The sequence below is a fragment of the Ornithinicoccus sp. genome (assembly GCF_057176825.1).
On the sequence record NZ_CM169976.1, the window covers coordinates 2015084 to 2031780 of the forward strand.

A 16697-nucleotide genomic window follows, 5' to 3' on the forward strand; every position below is an offset into this window, starting at 1 on the left:
GACCCACGCTATCGCCGGCGGATGCCCGATAACCTGCCCACACGGCATACCGATCGACGATGCGGAGGAATCCGATGGGCACACCCGCGCTGCACATCCGGGGCCAGGTCCTGGTGGGGCCGGAGGAGACGCTCGGCGAGGTGTGGGCGATCGACGGCCGGATCAGCCTGACCCCGCCCGTGTCGGGGGAGGTCGAGACCGTCGAGGGGTGGGCTCTTCCCGGGCTGGTCGACGCGCACTGCCACGTCGGGCTGGAGATCGAGGGGGCGGTCAGCCGGGAGCGGGCCGAGGAGCATGCCCTGGCCGACCGGGACGCGGGGGCGCTGCTGCTGCGCTCGCCCGGGTCACCGGCCGACACCTCGTGGATGGCCGCGCGCGAGGACATGCCGGTCATGTTGCACGGCGGTCGGCACCTGGCCCGGCCGAAGCGCTACCTGCGGGGCTTCGGGCACGAGATCGAGCCCGAGGACCTGGTGGAGTACGCCCGGGCGGAGGCACGGGCGGGAGACGGGTGGGTGAAGTTCGTCGGTGACTGGATCGACCGGGAGGTCGGCGACCTGGCGCCGCTGTGGCCGGCGGACGTGCTCGCCGAGGCGGTGGCGGCCGTCCACGAGGAGGGGGCGCGGACCACGGCCCACTGCTTCGGGGAGCAGTCCCTGCGCGACTTCGCCGCCGCCGGCACCGACTGCATCGAGCACGCCACCGGGCTGCAGGAGGACACGGTCGCAGCGTTCGCGGAGCAGCAGATCGCGATCGTGCCCACCCTGGTCAACATCGCGAACTTTCCTCACTTCGCCGCCGCCGGGGAGGCCAAGTTCCCGACCTACGCGGCGCACATGCGCGACCTGCACGCCCGGCGCTACGAGACCATCGCGATGGCCCGTGAGGCCGGCGTGCCGGTCTATGTCGGCACGGACGCCGGCGGCCAGTTGCCGCACGGGTTGATCGCGCGGGAGATCGTCGAACTCACCCACGCCGGGTTCGACCCCGTCGCGGCCATCGGGGCGGCCACCTGGGCAGCCCGCCGCTGGCTGGGCCGCCCAGGCATCGAGGAAGGGGCCCCGGCCGACCTGGTGGTGTATGCCGAGGATCCCCGGGAGGACCTGCGGGCCCTCGCCTCGCCGCACCGCGTCGTGCTGAACGGGCAGGCCCACGAGTCCCTGGGGCGGCACCACCACCCTGCGTCGGCGTAGCGGCCTCTCAGGCCGCCGACCCGTTGGCCGGGGCCGGTGCACCCGCCAGCAGCACGGCATACGCCTGCTGGGACAGGAAGGCCAGCGGTGGCACGATCTCGAAGGCCTCGGTGAGCAGCGCGGCGGCCCGGTCGATCCGGTCGTCCGCCGTCGCCAGCCGGCGGCGCAGTGTCGCGACCTCCTCGCTGACCACCCGGGACAGCAGGAGCGGGCCGACGGTGGGTCCCTCGGCCAGGCGCACGCCGTGGTGGGCCCACTGCCACACCTGCATGCGTGCCAGCTCGACGGTGCCGAAGTCCTCCAGGTGCCCGTCGATGACGCAGGTGCCCTGACCGGCCAGCCACCCGGTGAGGTAGGTCAGCGACGCCCGGATGTTGTAGCGCAGCCCGCTCAGGGTCGCCGTGCCGGGGAGGGTGCTGATGTCTCGCAGCGCCTCGCCGTCCACCTCGCTGGGAGCGGTGACGTCGGGCAGCGGGTCCGGCTCGGCCGACTCGAAGGCCTCGCGGGCGACCGGCACCAGCGCGGGGTGCAGCACCCACGCGCCGGAGAACCCCTGGCGGGCCTCGCGCAGCTTGTCCCGGCGCACCCGGGCCTGGGCCCGCAGCGTCGTGTCGTCGAAGGGTCCGCCGGGGACGTCGGCCACCGGTCCGCCGATCGCCAGCGCACCGCGCCGTCGGCAGGTGCGCACGATGAGATCGGTGTAGGTGCGCAGGAAGCGGGTGTTCATGGTGAAGGAGTCGCGGTCCGGCACCACCTGGTCGGGGCGGGGGGCGTAGGTGCGCAGGTGGGAGAACACGTAGTCCCAGCGGCCGGCCGCCAGGGCCGTGACCCGGTGCCGGAGGGCGTGCACGATCTCCTCCAGTTGATAGGCCGCCTGGACCGTCTCCACGAGCACGCTGACCCGCACGCTGTGGGCCGGCAGGTCGAGCAGCTCCTCGGCGTGCCCCAACAGGGCGTCCCACCAGAGGGCCTCGGCGTGGGACTCCAGCTTGGGCAGGTAGAGGTGCGGGGTGCGCCCGTGGTCCAGCAATGGCCTGGCCCGGTGGGCCAGGAACAGGCCGACGTCGGCGACGGCCGCGCTGAGCGGGGCACCGTCGTGCTCCAGGTGGGCCTCGTCCAGGTGCAGACCTCGCGGTCGCACGATGAGGGCGGGGCCGGGCTGCGCGCCGTCGCGGGGGGCGAGGTTGCTGCCCAGCACGCGGTGGGCCGCGGTCAGCCGTTCCCAGGTCGGCACGAGGCCGTCCTCCAGGTCCGCCACCCAGGTGTCCGCTCCGCTGGCCAGCGCGGCCCGCGCGTCGGCCTCGGTGACCGGGGAGCACAGCTCCACCTGACGGGTGGCCTGGTCCTCAGGCGCGGGGGCGACCTGCCAGGTGCCGTCCTCGCGGATCGCCGTCGTGCTGTCGTCCACCGCGAGCTCGCCGCCCCCGAGGACCCGGCGGGCCAGATCCCTGCGGTCCTGCAGGAGGGAGGCCCTCCCGGGGCGGGAGGTGGCCTCGAGGTCGGCGAGCACTGCGCGGGTGCGGTCGTCGAGCAGGTCGTCGGCCCGGTCGGTGGCGGGACCGACGAGGCTCAGGTCCGGCTGGTCCATGGGATCTCCTCACGGGGGTGGGTGCGGTCCTGCCGGCAGATCCGCTACGAAATCGTGGGACCGGCCGGCAGGACCGCTATGAAAATTGGGGGCTCAGTGGAACTGCTCGGTCTCGGTGGAGCCGGTCAGTGCCAGGGTGCCGCTGTCGGGGTTGATCACCTTGCTCACCTCGTCGAAGTAGCCGGTGCCGACCTCGGCCTGGTGCTTCACCGCGGTGTAGCCCTGCGTGGCGGCGGCGAACTCCCGCTCCTGGAGCTCCACGTATGCCGACATGCCGGTCCGCGCGTAACCGTGGGCCAGGTCGAACATCGAGTGGTTCAGCGCGTGGAAGCCCGCGAGGGTGATGAACTGGAACCGGTAGCCCAGCGCACCCAGCTCGTCCTGGAACGCCGCGATCTCCCGGTCGTCCAGCGCTGCCTTCCAGTTGAACGACGGCGAGCAGTTGTAGGCCAGCATCTGGTCCGGGAAGTCCTTGTGCAGCTCCTCGGCGAACTCCCGGGCCAGGCCCAGGTCGGGGGTGCCGGTCTCCACCCAGATCAGGTCCGCGTAGGGGGCGTAGGCCTTGGCGCGGGCCAGCACCGGCTCGATGCCGTTGCGCACCCGGAAGAAGCCCTCAGCGGTGCGCTCGCCGGTGATGAACTCCTGGTCGATCGGGTCGACGTCGCTGGTGAGCAGGTCCGCGGCGAGGGCGTCCGTGCGGGCGATCACCAGGCTCGGCACGCCGAGGACGTCGGCGGCGAGCCGGGCCGAGGTCAGGGTCCGGACGTGCTGCTGGGTCGGCACCAGCACCTTGCCGCCCAGGTGGCCGCACTTCTTCTCCGAGGCCAGCTGGTCCTCCCAGTGGACCCCGGCAGCGCCGGCGGCAATCATCGACTTCATCAGCTCGAAGGCGTTCAGCGGCCCACCGAAGCCCGCCTCGGCGTCCGCCACGATCGGCGCGAAGTAGTCCGTGTCGGTCTCGCCGTTGGACCAGGCGATCTGGTCCGCGCGCTGCAACGCGTTGTTGATGCGACGGACGACGGCCGGGACGGAGTTGGCCGGGTAGAGACTCTGGTCGGGGTAGGTCTGCCCCGCCAGGTTGGCGTCGGCGGCGACCTGCCAGCCGGACAGGTAGATGGCCTCCAGCCCCGCCCGCACCTGCTGGACCGCCTGGTTGCCGGTCAGGGCGCCCAGGGAGCGCACGAAGGGCTTGGTGCGCAGCGCCTCCCAGAGCCGCTCCGCACCGCGGCGGGCCAGGGTGTGCTCCTCGACCACGGACCCGCGCAGCCGCACCACGTCCTCGGCGGAGTAGCCGCGGTCGATGCCGGCCCACCGGGCGTCGCTGATCCACTGCTGGCGCAGCTCCTCCGCCTGCTGGGCGAACGGCTCCTGCCCCGGGCGGGTGGCACCGTCCTGCGTCCGTTCCGGTGTCTGCTCGGTGATCGTCATCGTGGTCCTTCCGGTCGTCCCTGCCCCGTGGACAGGTCGGGTGAATCGCTCTGTTCTCCACACCCTGCGGCACGTCTCAGGCCGGAAGAGCGGCCTCGTGGTGTAAAGATCGGCGTTTCTTGCGCTAACGTGACGGAATGAGCCTCAAGGTCGAGACCGGTCGTCTGCTCCCGTTCGCCCCGGGTGGGCCGGTGGGGGAGGAGGCGGCCCCTCCGGACGGGGCGCCGGACCCCCTGGCGCTGGGGCGCAGACTGCGACACTTCCGCCAGGGCCGGGGGATGACCCTGGCGGACCTCGCTGCCGCCGTCGACCTGTCCCCCTCGGCGCTGTCCCTCATCGAGAACGGCAAGCGGGAGGCCCGACTCTCGGTCCTGGGCAGGGCCGCGACCGCCCTCGGGGTCGAGCTGGCGGACTTGCTGTCCGGCGGCGCCCCCACCCGCAGGGCCTCGCTGGAGATGAAGTGGGAGCGGGCCCAGCGCTCCCCGGGGTTCGAGACGCTGGGGATCCCCAGCGTCAAGGCGGGTCCCGGCCTGCCCACCGAGGCGCTCGAGGCCCTGGTGGGGCTGCACGAGACCGTGCAGTCCCTGCAGGAGCAGCGGGTCGCCACCCCGGAATACGCCCGGCTGGCCAACGCCGAGCTGCGCCGGCGGATGCGTCAGGCGGACAACTACTTCCCCGAGATCGAGACGCAGGCCGGCCGGCTGCTCACCGCGATCGACTACACGGGCGGACCCGTGACCCGGTCCGCGGTGGACCGCATCGCCGCCCACGTCGGGTTCACCGTGGTGCCCACCGACGGGCTGCCCCCGTCCACCAGGACCGTGACCGACCTGGCGAACAAGCGGATCTACCTGCCGCACCCCAAGCCCGGGGGCCGGGACGGGCGCGGGCTGGCGCTGCAGGCGGTCGGGCACCTGGTGCTGGGGCATGAGCCCCCGAGGGACTACGCCGAGTTCCTGGCCCAGCGCGTCGAGATCAACTACTTCGCCGCGGCCGTGCTGATGCCCGAGTCCAGCACCGTCCCGATGCTGCAGCGGGCCAAGGCCGACCGGGACATCGCCATCGAGGACCTGCGGGATGCGTATGCCGTGTCCTACGAGACGGCAGCCCACCGCTTCACCAACCTGGCCACCCGCCACCTGGGTCTGCCCGTCCACTTCATGCGGATCAGCAGCGACGGGGTGATCTACAAGGCCTACGAGAACGACGGGGTGAGATTCCCCTCGGACGCGACCGGCGCGATCGAGGGTGCCCGTGTCTGTCGGCACTGGACCGCACGGGTGGTCTTCGAGCAGCCCGGTGGGGACGCCTACCAGCAGTACACCGACACCGGCCACGGCAGTACCTACTGGTGCACCGCGATCGTCGAGCAGACGAGCGCCGGCAGGTTCTCGGTCAGCGTCGGGGTGCCCTACGCCCACGTGAAGTGGATGCGGGGCCGGGACACCAGCGCCCGAGGCGCCTCGCGGTGCCCGGACCCCTCCTGCTGCGCCACGCCGCCAGAGGCACTGTCCCGGCAGTGGTCGGGGCAGGTGTGGCCCAGTGCCCGCGCCCACTCCCACCTGCTCGCGGTGATGCCGCCGGGGGTGTTCCCCGGCGTCGACGAGACCGAGGTCCTGCAGTTCGTCGCCGACCACGCCGCGGAATAGGAGCCGGCGGGGGGATCTGGCACAATACCGGGGTACCCATCTGCCGCGGCCCCTCTCACCGCGGTCCGATGTGTCCATCTGCAGCGGTCGCACCACGCGTGTTTTCCCCACGTGGACCTGTGCCCGCTCACCCTGACCAAGAATGAGGAGACACCGCACACGTGGCTGTCAAGATCCGCCTGAAGCGCATGGGCAAGATCCGTGCACCGTTCTACCGCGTCGTCGTGGCCGACTCGCGCACCAAGCGTGACGGCCGGGCCATCGAGGAGATCGGCAAGTACCACCCCACCGCCGAGCCCTCGCTCATCGAGATCGACTCCGAGCGGGCCCAGCACTGGCTGTCCGTCGGCGCCCAGCCCACCGAGCAGGTTCTGGCCCTGCTCAAGGTCACCGGCGACTGGCAGAAGTTCAAGGGCGAGCCGGGTGCCGAGGGCACTCTGAAGGTCGCCGAGCCCCGCCCCGACAAGAAGGCGCTCTACGAGGCCGCGCTGGCCGCTGCCGGCGGCGACGACTCCGGTTCGTCCGCCACCACGCCGCGCAAGGCCCGCAAGACCGAGGAGCCGAAGGCCGAGGACACCAAGGCCGCCGAGCCCAAGGCCGAGGACACCAAGGCCGCCGAGCCCAAGGCCGAGGAGCCGAAGGCTAAGGAGTCCAAGGCAGACGCCGCCGAGGCTCCCGAGGCTGCTGCTGCCGCCGCCGTGGCCGAGACCCCGGCCGAGACCGCCGAGGAGACCCCGGCCGCCGAGGCGACCGACGGTGGCTTCGGCCCGGACTCCGCCCCGGCCAACGAGGACGGCTCGGCCCCCGAGGGCTTCACCGTCAAGGGCAACAAGGACTCGATGAAGTTCCACGTCGAAGGCTCGCAGTGGTACGACGCCACCGTGGCCGAGGTGTGGTTCCGCACCGCCGAGGCCGCCGAGGCCGCCGGGTTCGAGCCGGCCGGTGGGGCCGCCGCCCAGCAGGGCGCCGACGCCGGTGCCGACCTGGGCGCCGCGAAGTCCGAGGACTGATCCGTGCTCGAGGAGGCCCTGGAGCACCTGGTCAAGGGCATCGTCGACCACGACGGTGACGTCGTCGTCCGCCGCAAGAACGTGCGGTACGGCGACGTCCTGGAAGTCCGGGTCCACCCGGAGGATCTCGGCCGGGTCATCGGCCGCCGCGGCCGGACGGCCAGCGCCCTGCGCACCGTGATGGGTGCCCTGGCCGGCGGCGACACCGTGCGGGTCGACATCGTCGACACCGACCGACTCCGCTGAGGCCCACGCAACAACCACCCGGGAGGGGTATGTCGCAGCGCCAGCTGACGACATACCCCTCCCGGCTTGTGTGTCAGGAGGACCAGTGCACGTGGTAGCCCGGATCGGGAAGGCGCACGGCCTGCGCGGGGAGGTCACCGTCCAGGTGCACACCGACGCGCCGGAGCAACGGTTCGTCGTGGGTGCCGAGTTCGCGACGGAGTCGCCGCAGGGGGCCGCAGCCGCCCCACTGGTGCTGCGCAGCGTGCGCGTGCACCAGGGCACCTACCTATTGGGGTTCCACGGGGTCCCGGACCGGACGGCGGCCGAGACGTTGCGCAACACCAGGCTGCTGCTCGCCGAGGAGGAGTCCGTCGAGGAGTCGGACGAGGGGTGGTACGAGGAGGACCTGCTCGGCTTCGCCGTGGTGCGGCCCGACGGGGCCGCAGTCGGGGAGGTCACCGCACTGCACGTGCGGGAGGTGCAGGACCTGCTGGAGGTGCGCCTGGCCGGGGGCGGGACCGCACTGGTGCCGTTCGTGGAGGAGTTGGTGCCCGAGGTCGACGAGGAGGCGCGCCGCGTCGTCGTCGACCCGCCGGCAGGGCTCCTGGACCTCACGGCGACCGACGGGGAGCAGTAAGCGTGCAGATCGACGTCGTCACCATCTTTCCCGACTACCTGGCGCCGCTGGACCTGTCGCTGATCGGCAAGGCCCGCAGGGACGGGCTGCTCGACGTGGCGGTGCACGACCTGCGGGACTGGACCCGCGACCGGCACCGCACCGTGGACGACACTCCGTACGGCGGGGGCGCCGGGATGGTGCTCAAGCCCGAACCCTGGGGCGAGGCGCTGGACGCCCTGGTCGCCCGGGGCGGCGGTGCCGTGCCGCACCTCATCGTCCCCGGTCCGGGTGGTGTGCCGTTCACCCAGGCGATGGCCCGCGACCTGGCGGCCGAGCCCTGGCTCGCCTTCGCCTGCGGCCGGTACGAGGGCATCGACGAACGGGTCTATGAGTACGCCGCCGAGCGGATGCCGGTCACCGTCGTCTCCCTGGGCGACTACGTGCTCAACGGCGGGGAGGTGGCCGTCCTCGCGATCGTCGAGGCGGTCGCCCGGTTGCTGCCCGGCGTGATCGGCAACGAGGAGTCGCTGGTCGAGGAGAGTCACGAGGACGGGCTGCTGGAGTATCCCGTCTACACCAAGCCGGCGGCCTGGCGGGGGCGGGACGTGCCGCCCGTGCTGCTCTCGGGGGACCACGGTGCCATCGCCCGGTGGCGCCACGAGCAGCGACTGCAGCGCACCGCCGACCGCCGCCCCGACCTGCTGGCGGCCCCCGCCACCCTGGCCGGTCTGGACGGGGTCCAGGTGCAGCGGGCCGTCCCCGCGGACGCGGGGGAGATCCTCACCCTGGCCCGTGCCTGCTGGCTGGACGAGGCGCAGGAGAACGACACCTTCCAGATCCCCGCGCTGACCGAGGACGTCGCCGACGTCCGAGCCTGGACCGGGCAGTGGCACAGCTGGGTGGTGCGCTCGGAGGGTCGCCTGGTCGGCGGCGTCCGGGCCCGCCGGGAGGAGGGTCCGGGCGGGGAGCCGCTCTGGGACATCGGCCGGCTGATGGTGGCACCCGACCTGCGCGGGCGCGGACTGGGGCGCGCGCTGCTGGAGCTCGCCGAGGCGGCAGCACCGGCCGACACCGCGGCCTACGTGCTGCTCACGGGGGCCCGGTCGCGGGCCAACATCCGGCGGTACCGCCGCGCGGGGTACCGCCCGGTGCCCGGCGAACCGGTCCCGGGCGCCGTGCAGCTGCGCAAGGACGTCAGGCAGGGAGGGCGGGCGGGCCCCGTCTGACCCCACCCGGCGCCCCCGGTGGGCTAGCGGTCCCAGATCCCGGGGGCCGGGAGGTCGGCGAGCCGCTGGAGCACATCCGCGCCGGCGCCCTCCGGGTCCAGCGGCTGCGGGTACCCATCGACCAGCCGGACCGGGGCGGCGTCCCACTCGGTGACCCCGTCGGCGTCCAGGGTGAGTTGGAGCACGACCGACTCCACGCCCCGGTCGCCGTAGTAGCCGTCGAACCCGTCGAAGACGAAGTTGCCCAGGCTCCACGCCACGAGCCTGCCGTCCTGCTCCTCGATGGCCTGCAGCACGTGCGGGTGCGACCCCAGCACCAGCGTCGCCCCGCCCTCCAGGGCCGCGGCCGCCACCGCGCGTTGGGTGTCGTTCACCTCGTCCGAGCCCTCGGTGCCGCTGTGCAGCAGCACCACGACGTGGTCCACGTCCTCGTCCAGGGCCGCGACGTCCGAGGCCACCTGGTCCGGCTCGGCCCAGGCCACGCCGGGGGAGTCGTCGCCCGCTGCCCAGCCGCCCATGGGGTAGCCGCCGGACTCGTCCGTCACGTCGACGTAGGAGAGGAAACCCAGGGACAGCCCACCCTCCTCCAGGACCACCGGGGTCCGGGCGGCGGCCTCGTCGGCACCGGCGCCGGCGTGCGCGATGCCGGCCTCGTCGAGCAGGTCGACCGTCTCGGCCAGACCCTCGGGCCCGTAGTCGAGGATGTGGTTGTTGGCGAGCGCGACCAGGTCGAACCCGCCGTCCAGCAGGGTCTGGACGCTTTCCGGGGGAGCCTGGAAGGTGTAGGTCTTCGGCTCCGGCTCCCCGCCGGTGCCGATCGAGGTCTCCAGTGTGCCGACGGTGAGGTCGGCGTCGGTCAGCAGCGGCAGGACCTCCGCCAACGGGGCCTCCGGGCCGTCGGACAGGATGCGCTCGCCGACGCTGCGCTCCAACATCACGTCACCCACCACCGCCAGGGTGACCTCGCGTTGCGGGTCGGGGGCCACGGTGGACGGGGCTGCGGTGGTCGGGGCTGCCTCGGTCGAGGGGACGGTGTCCTCCGAGGGGCTCCCGCTGCTCGACGTGGCACCGGACCCGTCCTCCTCGGTGGTCGGGCCACCGGCGGCGGAGGGCGTGCCGGTGTCGGCGGGACCCGCCGACCCGGTCGTGCACCCCGCCAGGATCAGGACCCCGGCGACCATCATCGCGTGCGCCGCCCCCCGGCATACCCGCATGCGTTGCTGACTCAACACCTACCTCCCGTGACGATTTAGCCCCACGCACCCTGCTGTGGCAAACTTGATCCTTGCGTCCACGTCGGACCGACCCATCGCGCCCCTGCCACAGGGGGAAGTGTGCGACTGACCGGTGTGACGCGCCCTTACCGTAACCATCCGATGCCGGATGACCGACAGCCGTGGGTGACCTGTGGCACTTGCGAGAAAGCGAACGACCATGCACAAGCTCGACGATCTGAACGCCGCCAGCCTCCGGGACGACGTCCCCGACTTCCGCGCCGGTGACACGGTCAAGGTCCACGTCAAGGTCATCGAGGGTTCGCGCTCGCGTATCCAGGTCTTCCAGGGCGTCGTGATCCGTCGCCACGGCGGCGGCATCGGCGAGACCTACACGGTCCGCAAGGTCAGCTTCGGTGTGGGGGTGGAGCGCACCTTCCCGCTGCACTCCCCGAACGTCGACAAGATCGAGGTCGTCACCCGCGGTGACGTCCGGCGCGCCAAGCTCTACTACCTGCGCGACCTGCGCGGCAAGGCCGCCAAGATCCGCGAGAAGCGCGAGACCCCCAGCGCCTGAGAACCGCCGCCGGCACCTCCGGCGACGTACCACCGATGTCCACCCACCGGCCCCGGCCGGGGTGGACATCGTCGTTTCGGGCCGGGGTGGCCCGACCACGGTGGGGGGTGCGGGCTCACGCAGGCTGCGGTATTAGGGTCACTGCCAGCGGGACCGGGAGCCCACGGCCGGGCGCGACCCGACCCGGACAGACAGACAGGACGTGACAGGTGCCACCTGAGCAGCACGAGAACCCCGGCGGGGCCGAGGGCGCGGCCGAGCCCGCACGGGCCGGCGATGCCGGACCGGCCGGGGACGCCGGACGGGCGGCCGATGCCGCTCGCCCGTCGGGATCCGAGGGCGCGGCCGGTCCTGCTGCCGACCGGGAGGAATCCGCCCCGGCCGACGAGGCCCCGGCGCGGCGGGGACGGCGCAAGTCCGGGTTGGGGCACGTCCTGCGCGAGGTGCTCATCGTGGGTGGCACCGCGCTGCTGATCAGCTTCCTGATCAAGACCTTCCTGCTCCAGGCCTTCTGGATCCCGTCCGGCTCGATGGAGAACACCCTGGTCTACGGTGACCGGGTCATGGTGTCCAAGATCCAGGCTGGCCCCACCACGATCGAGCGCGGCGACGTCGCGGTGTTCGTCGACCCCGGCGGCTGGCTCATGCACCAGGAGATAGACACCGACCGCGGCCCCGTCCTCAACGCCCTGATGGGAGGGCTGGAGTTCGTCGGGCTCGCGCCGGCGAGCGAGAGCAACCACCTGATCAAACGGGTCATCGGCGTCGGCGGGGACCACCTGGTGTGCTGCGACGAGCAGGGCCGCATCACCGTGAACGGCGAACCGCTGGACGAGACCTACCTCTACCCGGGCGACGAGCCGAGCATCGAGGCCTTCGACGTCGTCGTCCCCGAGGACCACTACTGGATGATGGGGGACCACCGGTCGAACTCCCGCGACTCGCGGGCCAACGACGACGGCACTGGCGCCGCAGGCTCGGTCCCGGCCGACAACATGGTCGGCCAGGCGATGGCGCTGGTCTGGCCCCTGGACCGGTGGGACTGGTTCGGGGGAGGCGCGGGGGACGTCTTCGCCGACGTGCCCGAGTCGACCGGAGGGGGCGACCGGCAGTGACCGGTCCCGCCCGCCGCCCCGCCCGTCGCCCGGCGCGCCGTCCGAGCGGCCGTCCCAACCTGCGCCTGGAGCGGTCCCTGCAACGGGAGGGCTACCCGGTCCTGGTCGGCATGGACGAGGTGGGTCGGGGTGCGCTGGCCGGGCCCGTGTCGGTCGGTGTCGTGGCGATCGACGAGGGCTGCCGCAGCGCCCCGCAGGGGGTCAAGGACTCCAAGTTGCTCACCCGCCCCGCACGCGAGGCCCTGGTCCCGCGGATCCAGCGGTGGTGCCTGGGCTGGGGGGTCGGCCACGCCACCCCCGAGGAGATCGACCGGATCGGCATCATGGCCTCGCTCCGGCTGGCGGGGCAGCGCGCCCTGGCCGAGCTCGCGATCACCCCCGACCTGGTGATCCTGGACGGCAACCACGACTGGCTCACCGACCCCGCCCGCGAGGGGCTGTTGGGGCTGGCCGACCCGACCCTGCCGCCACCCCTGCCGGTGCGCACCCTGATCAAGGCGGACATGACCTGCTCCTCGGTCGCCGCCGCCAGCGTCCTGGCCAAGGTGACCCGCGACACCCGGATGGTCGAGGCGGCCCCCGAGCATCCGGCATACCGCTGGGAGCTGAACAAGGGGTACGCCGCCCCCGAGCACCAGGAGGCGCTGCGCACCCTGGGCCCCACCCCCTATCACCGCCGCAGTTGGAACATCACCGGCAACATCGTCGACCCGAGGGAGCTGAGTCAGGCATGAGCGCCGAGGACCTGGAGAAGTACGAGACCGACATGGAGCTCGCGCTCTACCGCGAGTACCGCGACGTCGTCGGCCTCTTCACCCACGTCGTGGAGACCGAGCGACGGTTCTACCTGGCCAACGAGGTGGACGTGCAGGTGCGGACCGGTGGCGGGGAGACCTGGTTCGAGGTGACGATGAGCGACGCCTGGGTGTGGGACGTCTACCGGCCCGCGCGCTTCGTCAAGAACGTGCGGGTGATCACCTTCAAGGACGTCAACGTGGAGGAGCTTTCCAAGAGCGACCTGGAGATCCCCAAGGGCGGAGGTTTCCCCGCCTGAGGTCCGGGCGCCGGGCTGCGGAGGAGACCACCGTCCACAGCGCGGGGTGACCGGCCGGGTTGTCCACAGCCTCGGATGAGGGCCTTCTGCGGGGTTGCCGGGGACGGCACGCTCGGCCCAGGAGGTGGTCGAGGTGGCCGATGGGGGTATGCCGTACCGCGTGGCGAAATCGGTGGGGGACTATGGCGAGCAGGTGGCGTGCGGGTTCCTGGAGCAGCAGGGCTATGTCGTGGTGGACCGCAACTGGCGGTGTCAGCAGGGCGAGTTGGACATCGTCGCGGCGGACCGCGACACGCTGGTCTTCTGTGAGGTGAAGACCCGCCGGTCCGGCCGCTACGGCTCGCCGGCGGAGGCGGTCGGGCCGGCCAAGGTGGCTCGGCTGCGGCGGCTGGCCCTGCGGTGGCTGCAGGAGCACGACCTGCACCGCACCAGCATCCGGATTGACGTGGTGGGCGTGCGGGTGCAGCGGTCGGGCAAGGCGCACATCGACCACCTCAAGGCGGTGGGCTGAGATGGGCCTGGGGGTGACCCGCGCCGTGGCCCTGACCGGTGTGGAGGGCCACCCGGTGCGGGTGGAGGCCAACGTGGCCGACGGACTGCCCACGTTTGCCATCGGCGGCCTGCCGGACGCCGCGTGCGCCCAGGCGCCGGACCGGGTCAAGGCGGCTGCCGGCAACTCGGGCCACAGCATCCCGGCCCGGCGCTGGACCGTGAACCTGTCGCCCGCGGCGCTGCCCAAACACGGATCGGGCTTCGACGTGGCCATCGCGGTCGCGGCACTGGCCGCCCTGGAGGTGCTGCCGGCGCGACTGGTCGGCCACGTCACCCACATCGGGGAGTTGGGACTGGACGGGTCGGTGCGCCCCGTCCCGGGCGTGCTGCCCATGGTCCTGGCAGCCGCGGCCGCAGGGGCCCGGGAGCTCGTCGTGGCCGAGGGGAACGCGCGGGAGGCCTCCCTCGTCCCGGGTGTGCGGGTGCGGCCGGTCGCCACGCTGCGCGACCTCATCGAGATGTACCAGCAGCTCGCCGCCGGGGCCGAGCCGGCCCTGCGTCCCGTGGCGCCGGTACCGGACGCTGATCCGGTCGCACCGGACATGCGGGACGTGGTGGGCCAGGCGGAGGCGCGTGCCGCCCTGGAGGTCGCTGCGGCCGGACGCCACCACATGCTCCTGGTGGGGCCGCCGGGGGCAGGCAAGACGATGCTTGCCGAGCGCCTGCCCGGTCTGCTGCCCGTCCTGGACGCAGCGGAGGCACTGGAGGTCACCTCGGTGCACTCGGTGCTCGGCGAACTGACCGCGACCGGGTCCCTGGTGAGCCGGGCGCCGTTCGTCGCCCCGCACCACGGCGCGTCGATGGCCTCGGTCATCGGTGGGGGTAGCGGCCGGGTCCGGCCGGGTGCCGTGTCGCGCGCTCACCGGGGCGTGCTCTTCTTGGACGAGACGCCCGAGTTCCGGCGGGACGTGCTGGACGGCATGCGGCAGCCGCTGGAGTCCGGGGAGGTGACCATCGCCCGGGCCGACCGGCATGTCCGGCTGCCGGCGAGGTTCCAGCTGATCGCGGCGGCCAACCCGTGTCCGTGCGGCCGCGGCTACGGCAAGGGGCTGGCCTGCACGTGCACCCCGCAGGCGCGGCGCGCCTACTTCGGCAAGCTCTCGGGCCCGCTGCTGGACCGGATCGACGTGCGGGTCGGAATGCTTCCGGTCACCCGGTCCTCGTTGTCCGGGGGCAGGGGCGAGGCCAGTGCTCCCGTCGCCGCGCGGGTGCTGGAAGCGCGGGACCGGCAGCGGCGACGGTGGGAGGGCACCCCCTGGTCGGTGAACGCCGAGGTGCCCGGCAGCCAGCTGCGCAACGGGACGTGGAGGCTGGGCCCGGAGGTGACGCGAGACCTCGACACTGCGATGGATCACGGCCGGTTGACCCTGCGCGGCTACGACCGCTGCCTCCGGATCGCCTGGACGGTGGGAGACCTGGCCGGTGTCGACCGGCCGGGCCGCGAGCACATGGCCCAGGCCCTCCTGCTGCGCAGCAGCGCGGGGGTGGCCGCATGAGCAGCGCGACCGACGCCGTGCAGGACGAGAGGACCGCGCGGGTCGCCTGGTCCCGCCTCGCCGAGCCGGGCGACACGGTGGCGCGCGAGCTCATCGACCGGTTCGGCCTGGTCGACGGGTTGGCCGTCGCGCTGCGTGGTGGTTCGACCAAGAGCGCCCGGTTCGCCGCCCGTGCCGCAGGGCTGGACCCGGAGCGGGACCTGGAGATCGCCGACCGCATTGGCGCACGGGTCATCGTCCCCGGTGACGCAGAGTGGCCCGCAGGGTTGGACGATCTGCCGGTGCCGCCGTTCTGCCTGTTCGCCCGCGGCCCACTGGATCCTGCCGAGGCCAGCACCGGGGTCTCGGTTGTCGGCTCCCGTGCTAGCACGGCCTACGGCGAGTACATGGCCGCCGACCTGAGCACGGGGCTGTCCTCCCGAGGGTTCGTCATCGTGTCGGGCGCCGCGTTCGGCATTGACGGCGCGGCGCACCGGGCGACGCTGGCCGTCGAGGGCCGGACGATCGCGGTGCTGGCCGGTGGGGTCGACAAGCCCTATCCGGCCGCGCACAGCTCGCTCCTGGCGCAGATCGTCGAGTGCGGGGTGGTCGTCAGCGAGGTGCCCCCGGCCTCCGCGCCCACCCGCACGCGGTTCCTGGAGCGCAACAGGATCATCGCGGCGATGACCGCCGGGACCCTCGTGGTCGAGGCAGGGCTGAGGTCCGGGGCGCGGACTACGGCCCAACGTGCCAGCGCGATCGGTCGTCCCGTCGGGGCGGTGCCCGGGCCAGTGACCTCGATGGCCTCCGCGGGCTGTCACCAGATGATCCGGGATCTGCAGGCCGTGCTGGTGACCGATGCCGCGGAGGCGGCCGAGCACATCGGGCGGATCGGTGAGCACCTGGCACCGGTCAAACGGGGCCCGACGATGCCGACGGACGACCTCGACGCCGAGGCCCGTCAGGTCGTCGCGGTGTTGCCGCAGTACCGCTCCGCCAGCGTGGAGCGCCTGGCCCGCCTCGCCGGCCTGGCGACGGCCGAGGTGATGTCCGGCTTGGGGCAGCTCGAGGCCGCGGGGCTGGTCGAGCGGCGCCTGGACGGGTGGGGAAGGACGCGGGCCCGATGACCCCCCGGCTCGCGGTGCTGGGGCTGCTGGCCGCCCTCTGCCTGGCCGCCGCCTCCGCGGCACCGGCAGTGGGGGAGGGCCGGGCGCAGGTGACCGCACCCACGGGTGACGACGTCGTCTCGGAGCCGGCCCGGGGCAGCGCGCTGATCGAGGGGTGGTTGCTCGGACACCGCGGCCCGCCGACGCCCCCGACCGCACCGATAGTTCCGGGGGCAGGCACTGCCGCGGTGACACGGTGGAGCGTGCCGGTGAGTGGCCCCCTCGTGGTGGTGAACCCGTTCCGGCCGCCCCCGAAGAAGTGGCTGCCCGGGCACCGCGGCGTGGACCTGCTCGGCGCCGACCAGGGTCCGGTGACGGCGGTCGCGGACGGCACCGTCTCCTACAGCGGCGTCATCGACGGGGTAGGGATCGTCGCGGTCCGGCACGGCCCGCACCTGCGCAGCACCTACCAGCCGGTGGGGGACCGGGTCCCGGCCGGGACCCAGGTGTCGGCCGGGGACCGGCTCGGTGCCCTCGAGGACGGGGGTCACTGCCTCCTGGTCACGTGTTTGCACCTGGGGGCGGTCCGCGGCAAGGACACCTACCTGGACCCGATGCTGTTCCTGCGTGGATGGGAGCTCGCCCTGTTGCCGTTGGATTAAC

17 protein-coding genes and 1 pseudogene are annotated in these 16697 nt (G+C 72.9%); 15 read left to right on the forward strand and 3 right to left on the reverse strand.

What is annotated here, in order from left to right:
- Nucleotides 1-74: 74 nt before the first annotated feature.
- Nucleotides 75-1193, forward strand: a complete 1119-nt coding sequence (locus tag AC1QRC_RS10090; protein WP_484203206.1) for an amidohydrolase family protein — start codon at nucleotides 75-77, stop codon at nucleotides 1191-1193.
- 7 nt (nucleotides 1194-1200) lie between these two features.
- Here AC1QRC_RS10090 and AC1QRC_RS10095 read toward each other — a convergent pair whose 3' ends face one another.
- Entirely contained in the window at nucleotides 1201-2781 is a 1581-nt protein-coding gene (locus AC1QRC_RS10095; RefSeq protein ID WP_484203207.1) for a malate synthase A, read from the reverse strand.
- 93 nt (nucleotides 2782-2874) lie between these two features.
- Entirely contained in the window at nucleotides 2875-4209 is a 1335-nt protein-coding gene (gene aceA, locus AC1QRC_RS10100) for an isocitrate lyase (RefSeq protein ID WP_484203208.1), read from the reverse strand.
- Nucleotides 4210-4346: 137 nt separating this feature from the next.
- Here aceA and AC1QRC_RS10105 point away from each other — a divergent pair, with 137 nt between their 5' ends.
- The 6 genes and pseudogenes from AC1QRC_RS10105 to trmD all read left to right on the forward strand — a co-directional run bounded on the left by AC1QRC_RS10105 (nucleotide 4347) and on the right by trmD (nucleotide 8941).
- A complete protein-coding gene (locus AC1QRC_RS10105) occupies nucleotides 4347-5858 on the forward strand; it encodes a helix-turn-helix domain-containing protein (RefSeq protein WP_484203209.1) in 1512 nt (503 codons plus the stop codon).
- 161 nt (nucleotides 5859-6019) lie between these two features.
- Nucleotides 6020-6538, forward strand: a pseudogene (gene rpsP, locus AC1QRC_RS10110) (30S ribosomal protein S16); the annotation flags it as partial.
- Between the two features lie 18 nt (nucleotides 6539-6556).
- On the forward strand, nucleotides 6557-6868 hold the full coding sequence (locus AC1QRC_RS10115; protein WP_484206611.1) for a sunset domain-containing protein: 312 nt from the start codon (nucleotides 6557-6559) through the stop codon (nucleotides 6866-6868).
- Nucleotides 6869-6871: 3 nt separating this feature from the next.
- Complete coding sequence (locus AC1QRC_RS10120) at nucleotides 6872-7114, forward strand: RNA-binding protein (RefSeq protein ID WP_484203210.1); 243 nt, start codon at nucleotides 6872-6874, stop codon at nucleotides 7112-7114.
- Nucleotides 7115-7199: 85 nt separating this feature from the next.
- Nucleotides 7200-7733, forward strand: coding sequence for a ribosome maturation factor RimM (rimM, locus tag AC1QRC_RS10125; protein WP_484203211.1), 534 nt, complete (start codon nucleotides 7200-7202; stop codon nucleotides 7731-7733).
- A 2-nt stretch (nucleotides 7734-7735) separates the two neighbouring features.
- On the forward strand, nucleotides 7736-8941 hold the full coding sequence (gene trmD, locus AC1QRC_RS10130) for a tRNA (guanosine(37)-N1)-methyltransferase TrmD (protein ID WP_484203212.1): 1206 nt from the start codon (nucleotides 7736-7738) through the stop codon (nucleotides 8939-8941).
- A gap of 23 nt (nucleotides 8942-8964) precedes the next feature.
- Here trmD and AC1QRC_RS10135 read toward each other — a convergent pair whose 3' ends face one another.
- The gene (locus tag AC1QRC_RS10135; protein WP_484203213.1) at nucleotides 8965-10170 is read right to left on the reverse strand and encodes a CapA family protein; all 1206 of its coding nucleotides are present in this window, start codon (nucleotides 10168-10170) and stop codon (nucleotides 8965-8967) included.
- Between the two features lie 205 nt (nucleotides 10171-10375).
- On the opposite strand from AC1QRC_RS10135, the gene rplS reads away from it, so the two are divergent.
- The 8 genes from rplS to AC1QRC_RS10175 all read left to right on the forward strand — a co-directional run bounded on the left by rplS (nucleotide 10376) and on the right by AC1QRC_RS10175 (nucleotide 16696).
- Complete coding sequence (rplS, locus tag AC1QRC_RS10140; RefSeq protein ID WP_484203214.1) at nucleotides 10376-10732, forward strand: 50S ribosomal protein L19; 357 nt, start codon at nucleotides 10376-10378, stop codon at nucleotides 10730-10732.
- Between the two features lie 209 nt (nucleotides 10733-10941).
- Nucleotides 10942-11847, forward strand: coding sequence for a signal peptidase I (gene lepB / locus AC1QRC_RS10145; protein WP_484203215.1), 906 nt, complete (start codon nucleotides 10942-10944; stop codon nucleotides 11845-11847).
- On the forward strand, nucleotides 11844-12581 hold the full coding sequence (locus tag AC1QRC_RS10150; RefSeq protein WP_484203216.1) for a ribonuclease HII: 738 nt from the start codon (nucleotides 11844-11846) through the stop codon (nucleotides 12579-12581). The genes lepB and AC1QRC_RS10150 overlap by 4 nt, the downstream gene beginning before the upstream one ends.
- The gene (locus AC1QRC_RS10155) at nucleotides 12578-12901 is read left to right on the forward strand and encodes a DUF2469 domain-containing protein (protein WP_484203217.1); all 324 of its coding nucleotides are present in this window, start codon (nucleotides 12578-12580) and stop codon (nucleotides 12899-12901) included. The genes AC1QRC_RS10150 and AC1QRC_RS10155 overlap by 4 nt, the downstream gene beginning before the upstream one ends.
- Before the next feature lie 160 nt (nucleotides 12902-13061).
- A complete protein-coding gene (locus AC1QRC_RS10160) occupies nucleotides 13062-13412 on the forward strand; it encodes a YraN family protein (RefSeq protein WP_484203218.1) in 351 nt (116 codons plus the stop codon).
- Nucleotide 13413: 1 nt separating this feature from the next.
- On the forward strand, nucleotides 13414-14949 hold the full coding sequence (locus AC1QRC_RS10165) for a YifB family Mg chelatase-like AAA ATPase (RefSeq protein ID WP_484203219.1): 1536 nt from the start codon (nucleotides 13414-13416) through the stop codon (nucleotides 14947-14949).
- Complete coding sequence (dprA, locus tag AC1QRC_RS10170) at nucleotides 14946-16055, forward strand: DNA-processing protein DprA (RefSeq protein ID WP_484203220.1); 1110 nt, start codon at nucleotides 14946-14948, stop codon at nucleotides 16053-16055. Before AC1QRC_RS10165 ends, dprA begins: the two co-directional genes overlap by 4 nt.
- Complete coding sequence (locus tag AC1QRC_RS10175; RefSeq protein WP_484203221.1) at nucleotides 16052-16696, forward strand: peptidoglycan DD-metalloendopeptidase family protein; 645 nt, start codon at nucleotides 16052-16054, stop codon at nucleotides 16694-16696. The genes dprA and AC1QRC_RS10175 overlap by 4 nt, the downstream gene beginning before the upstream one ends.
- Nucleotide 16697 lies beyond the last annotated feature (1 nt).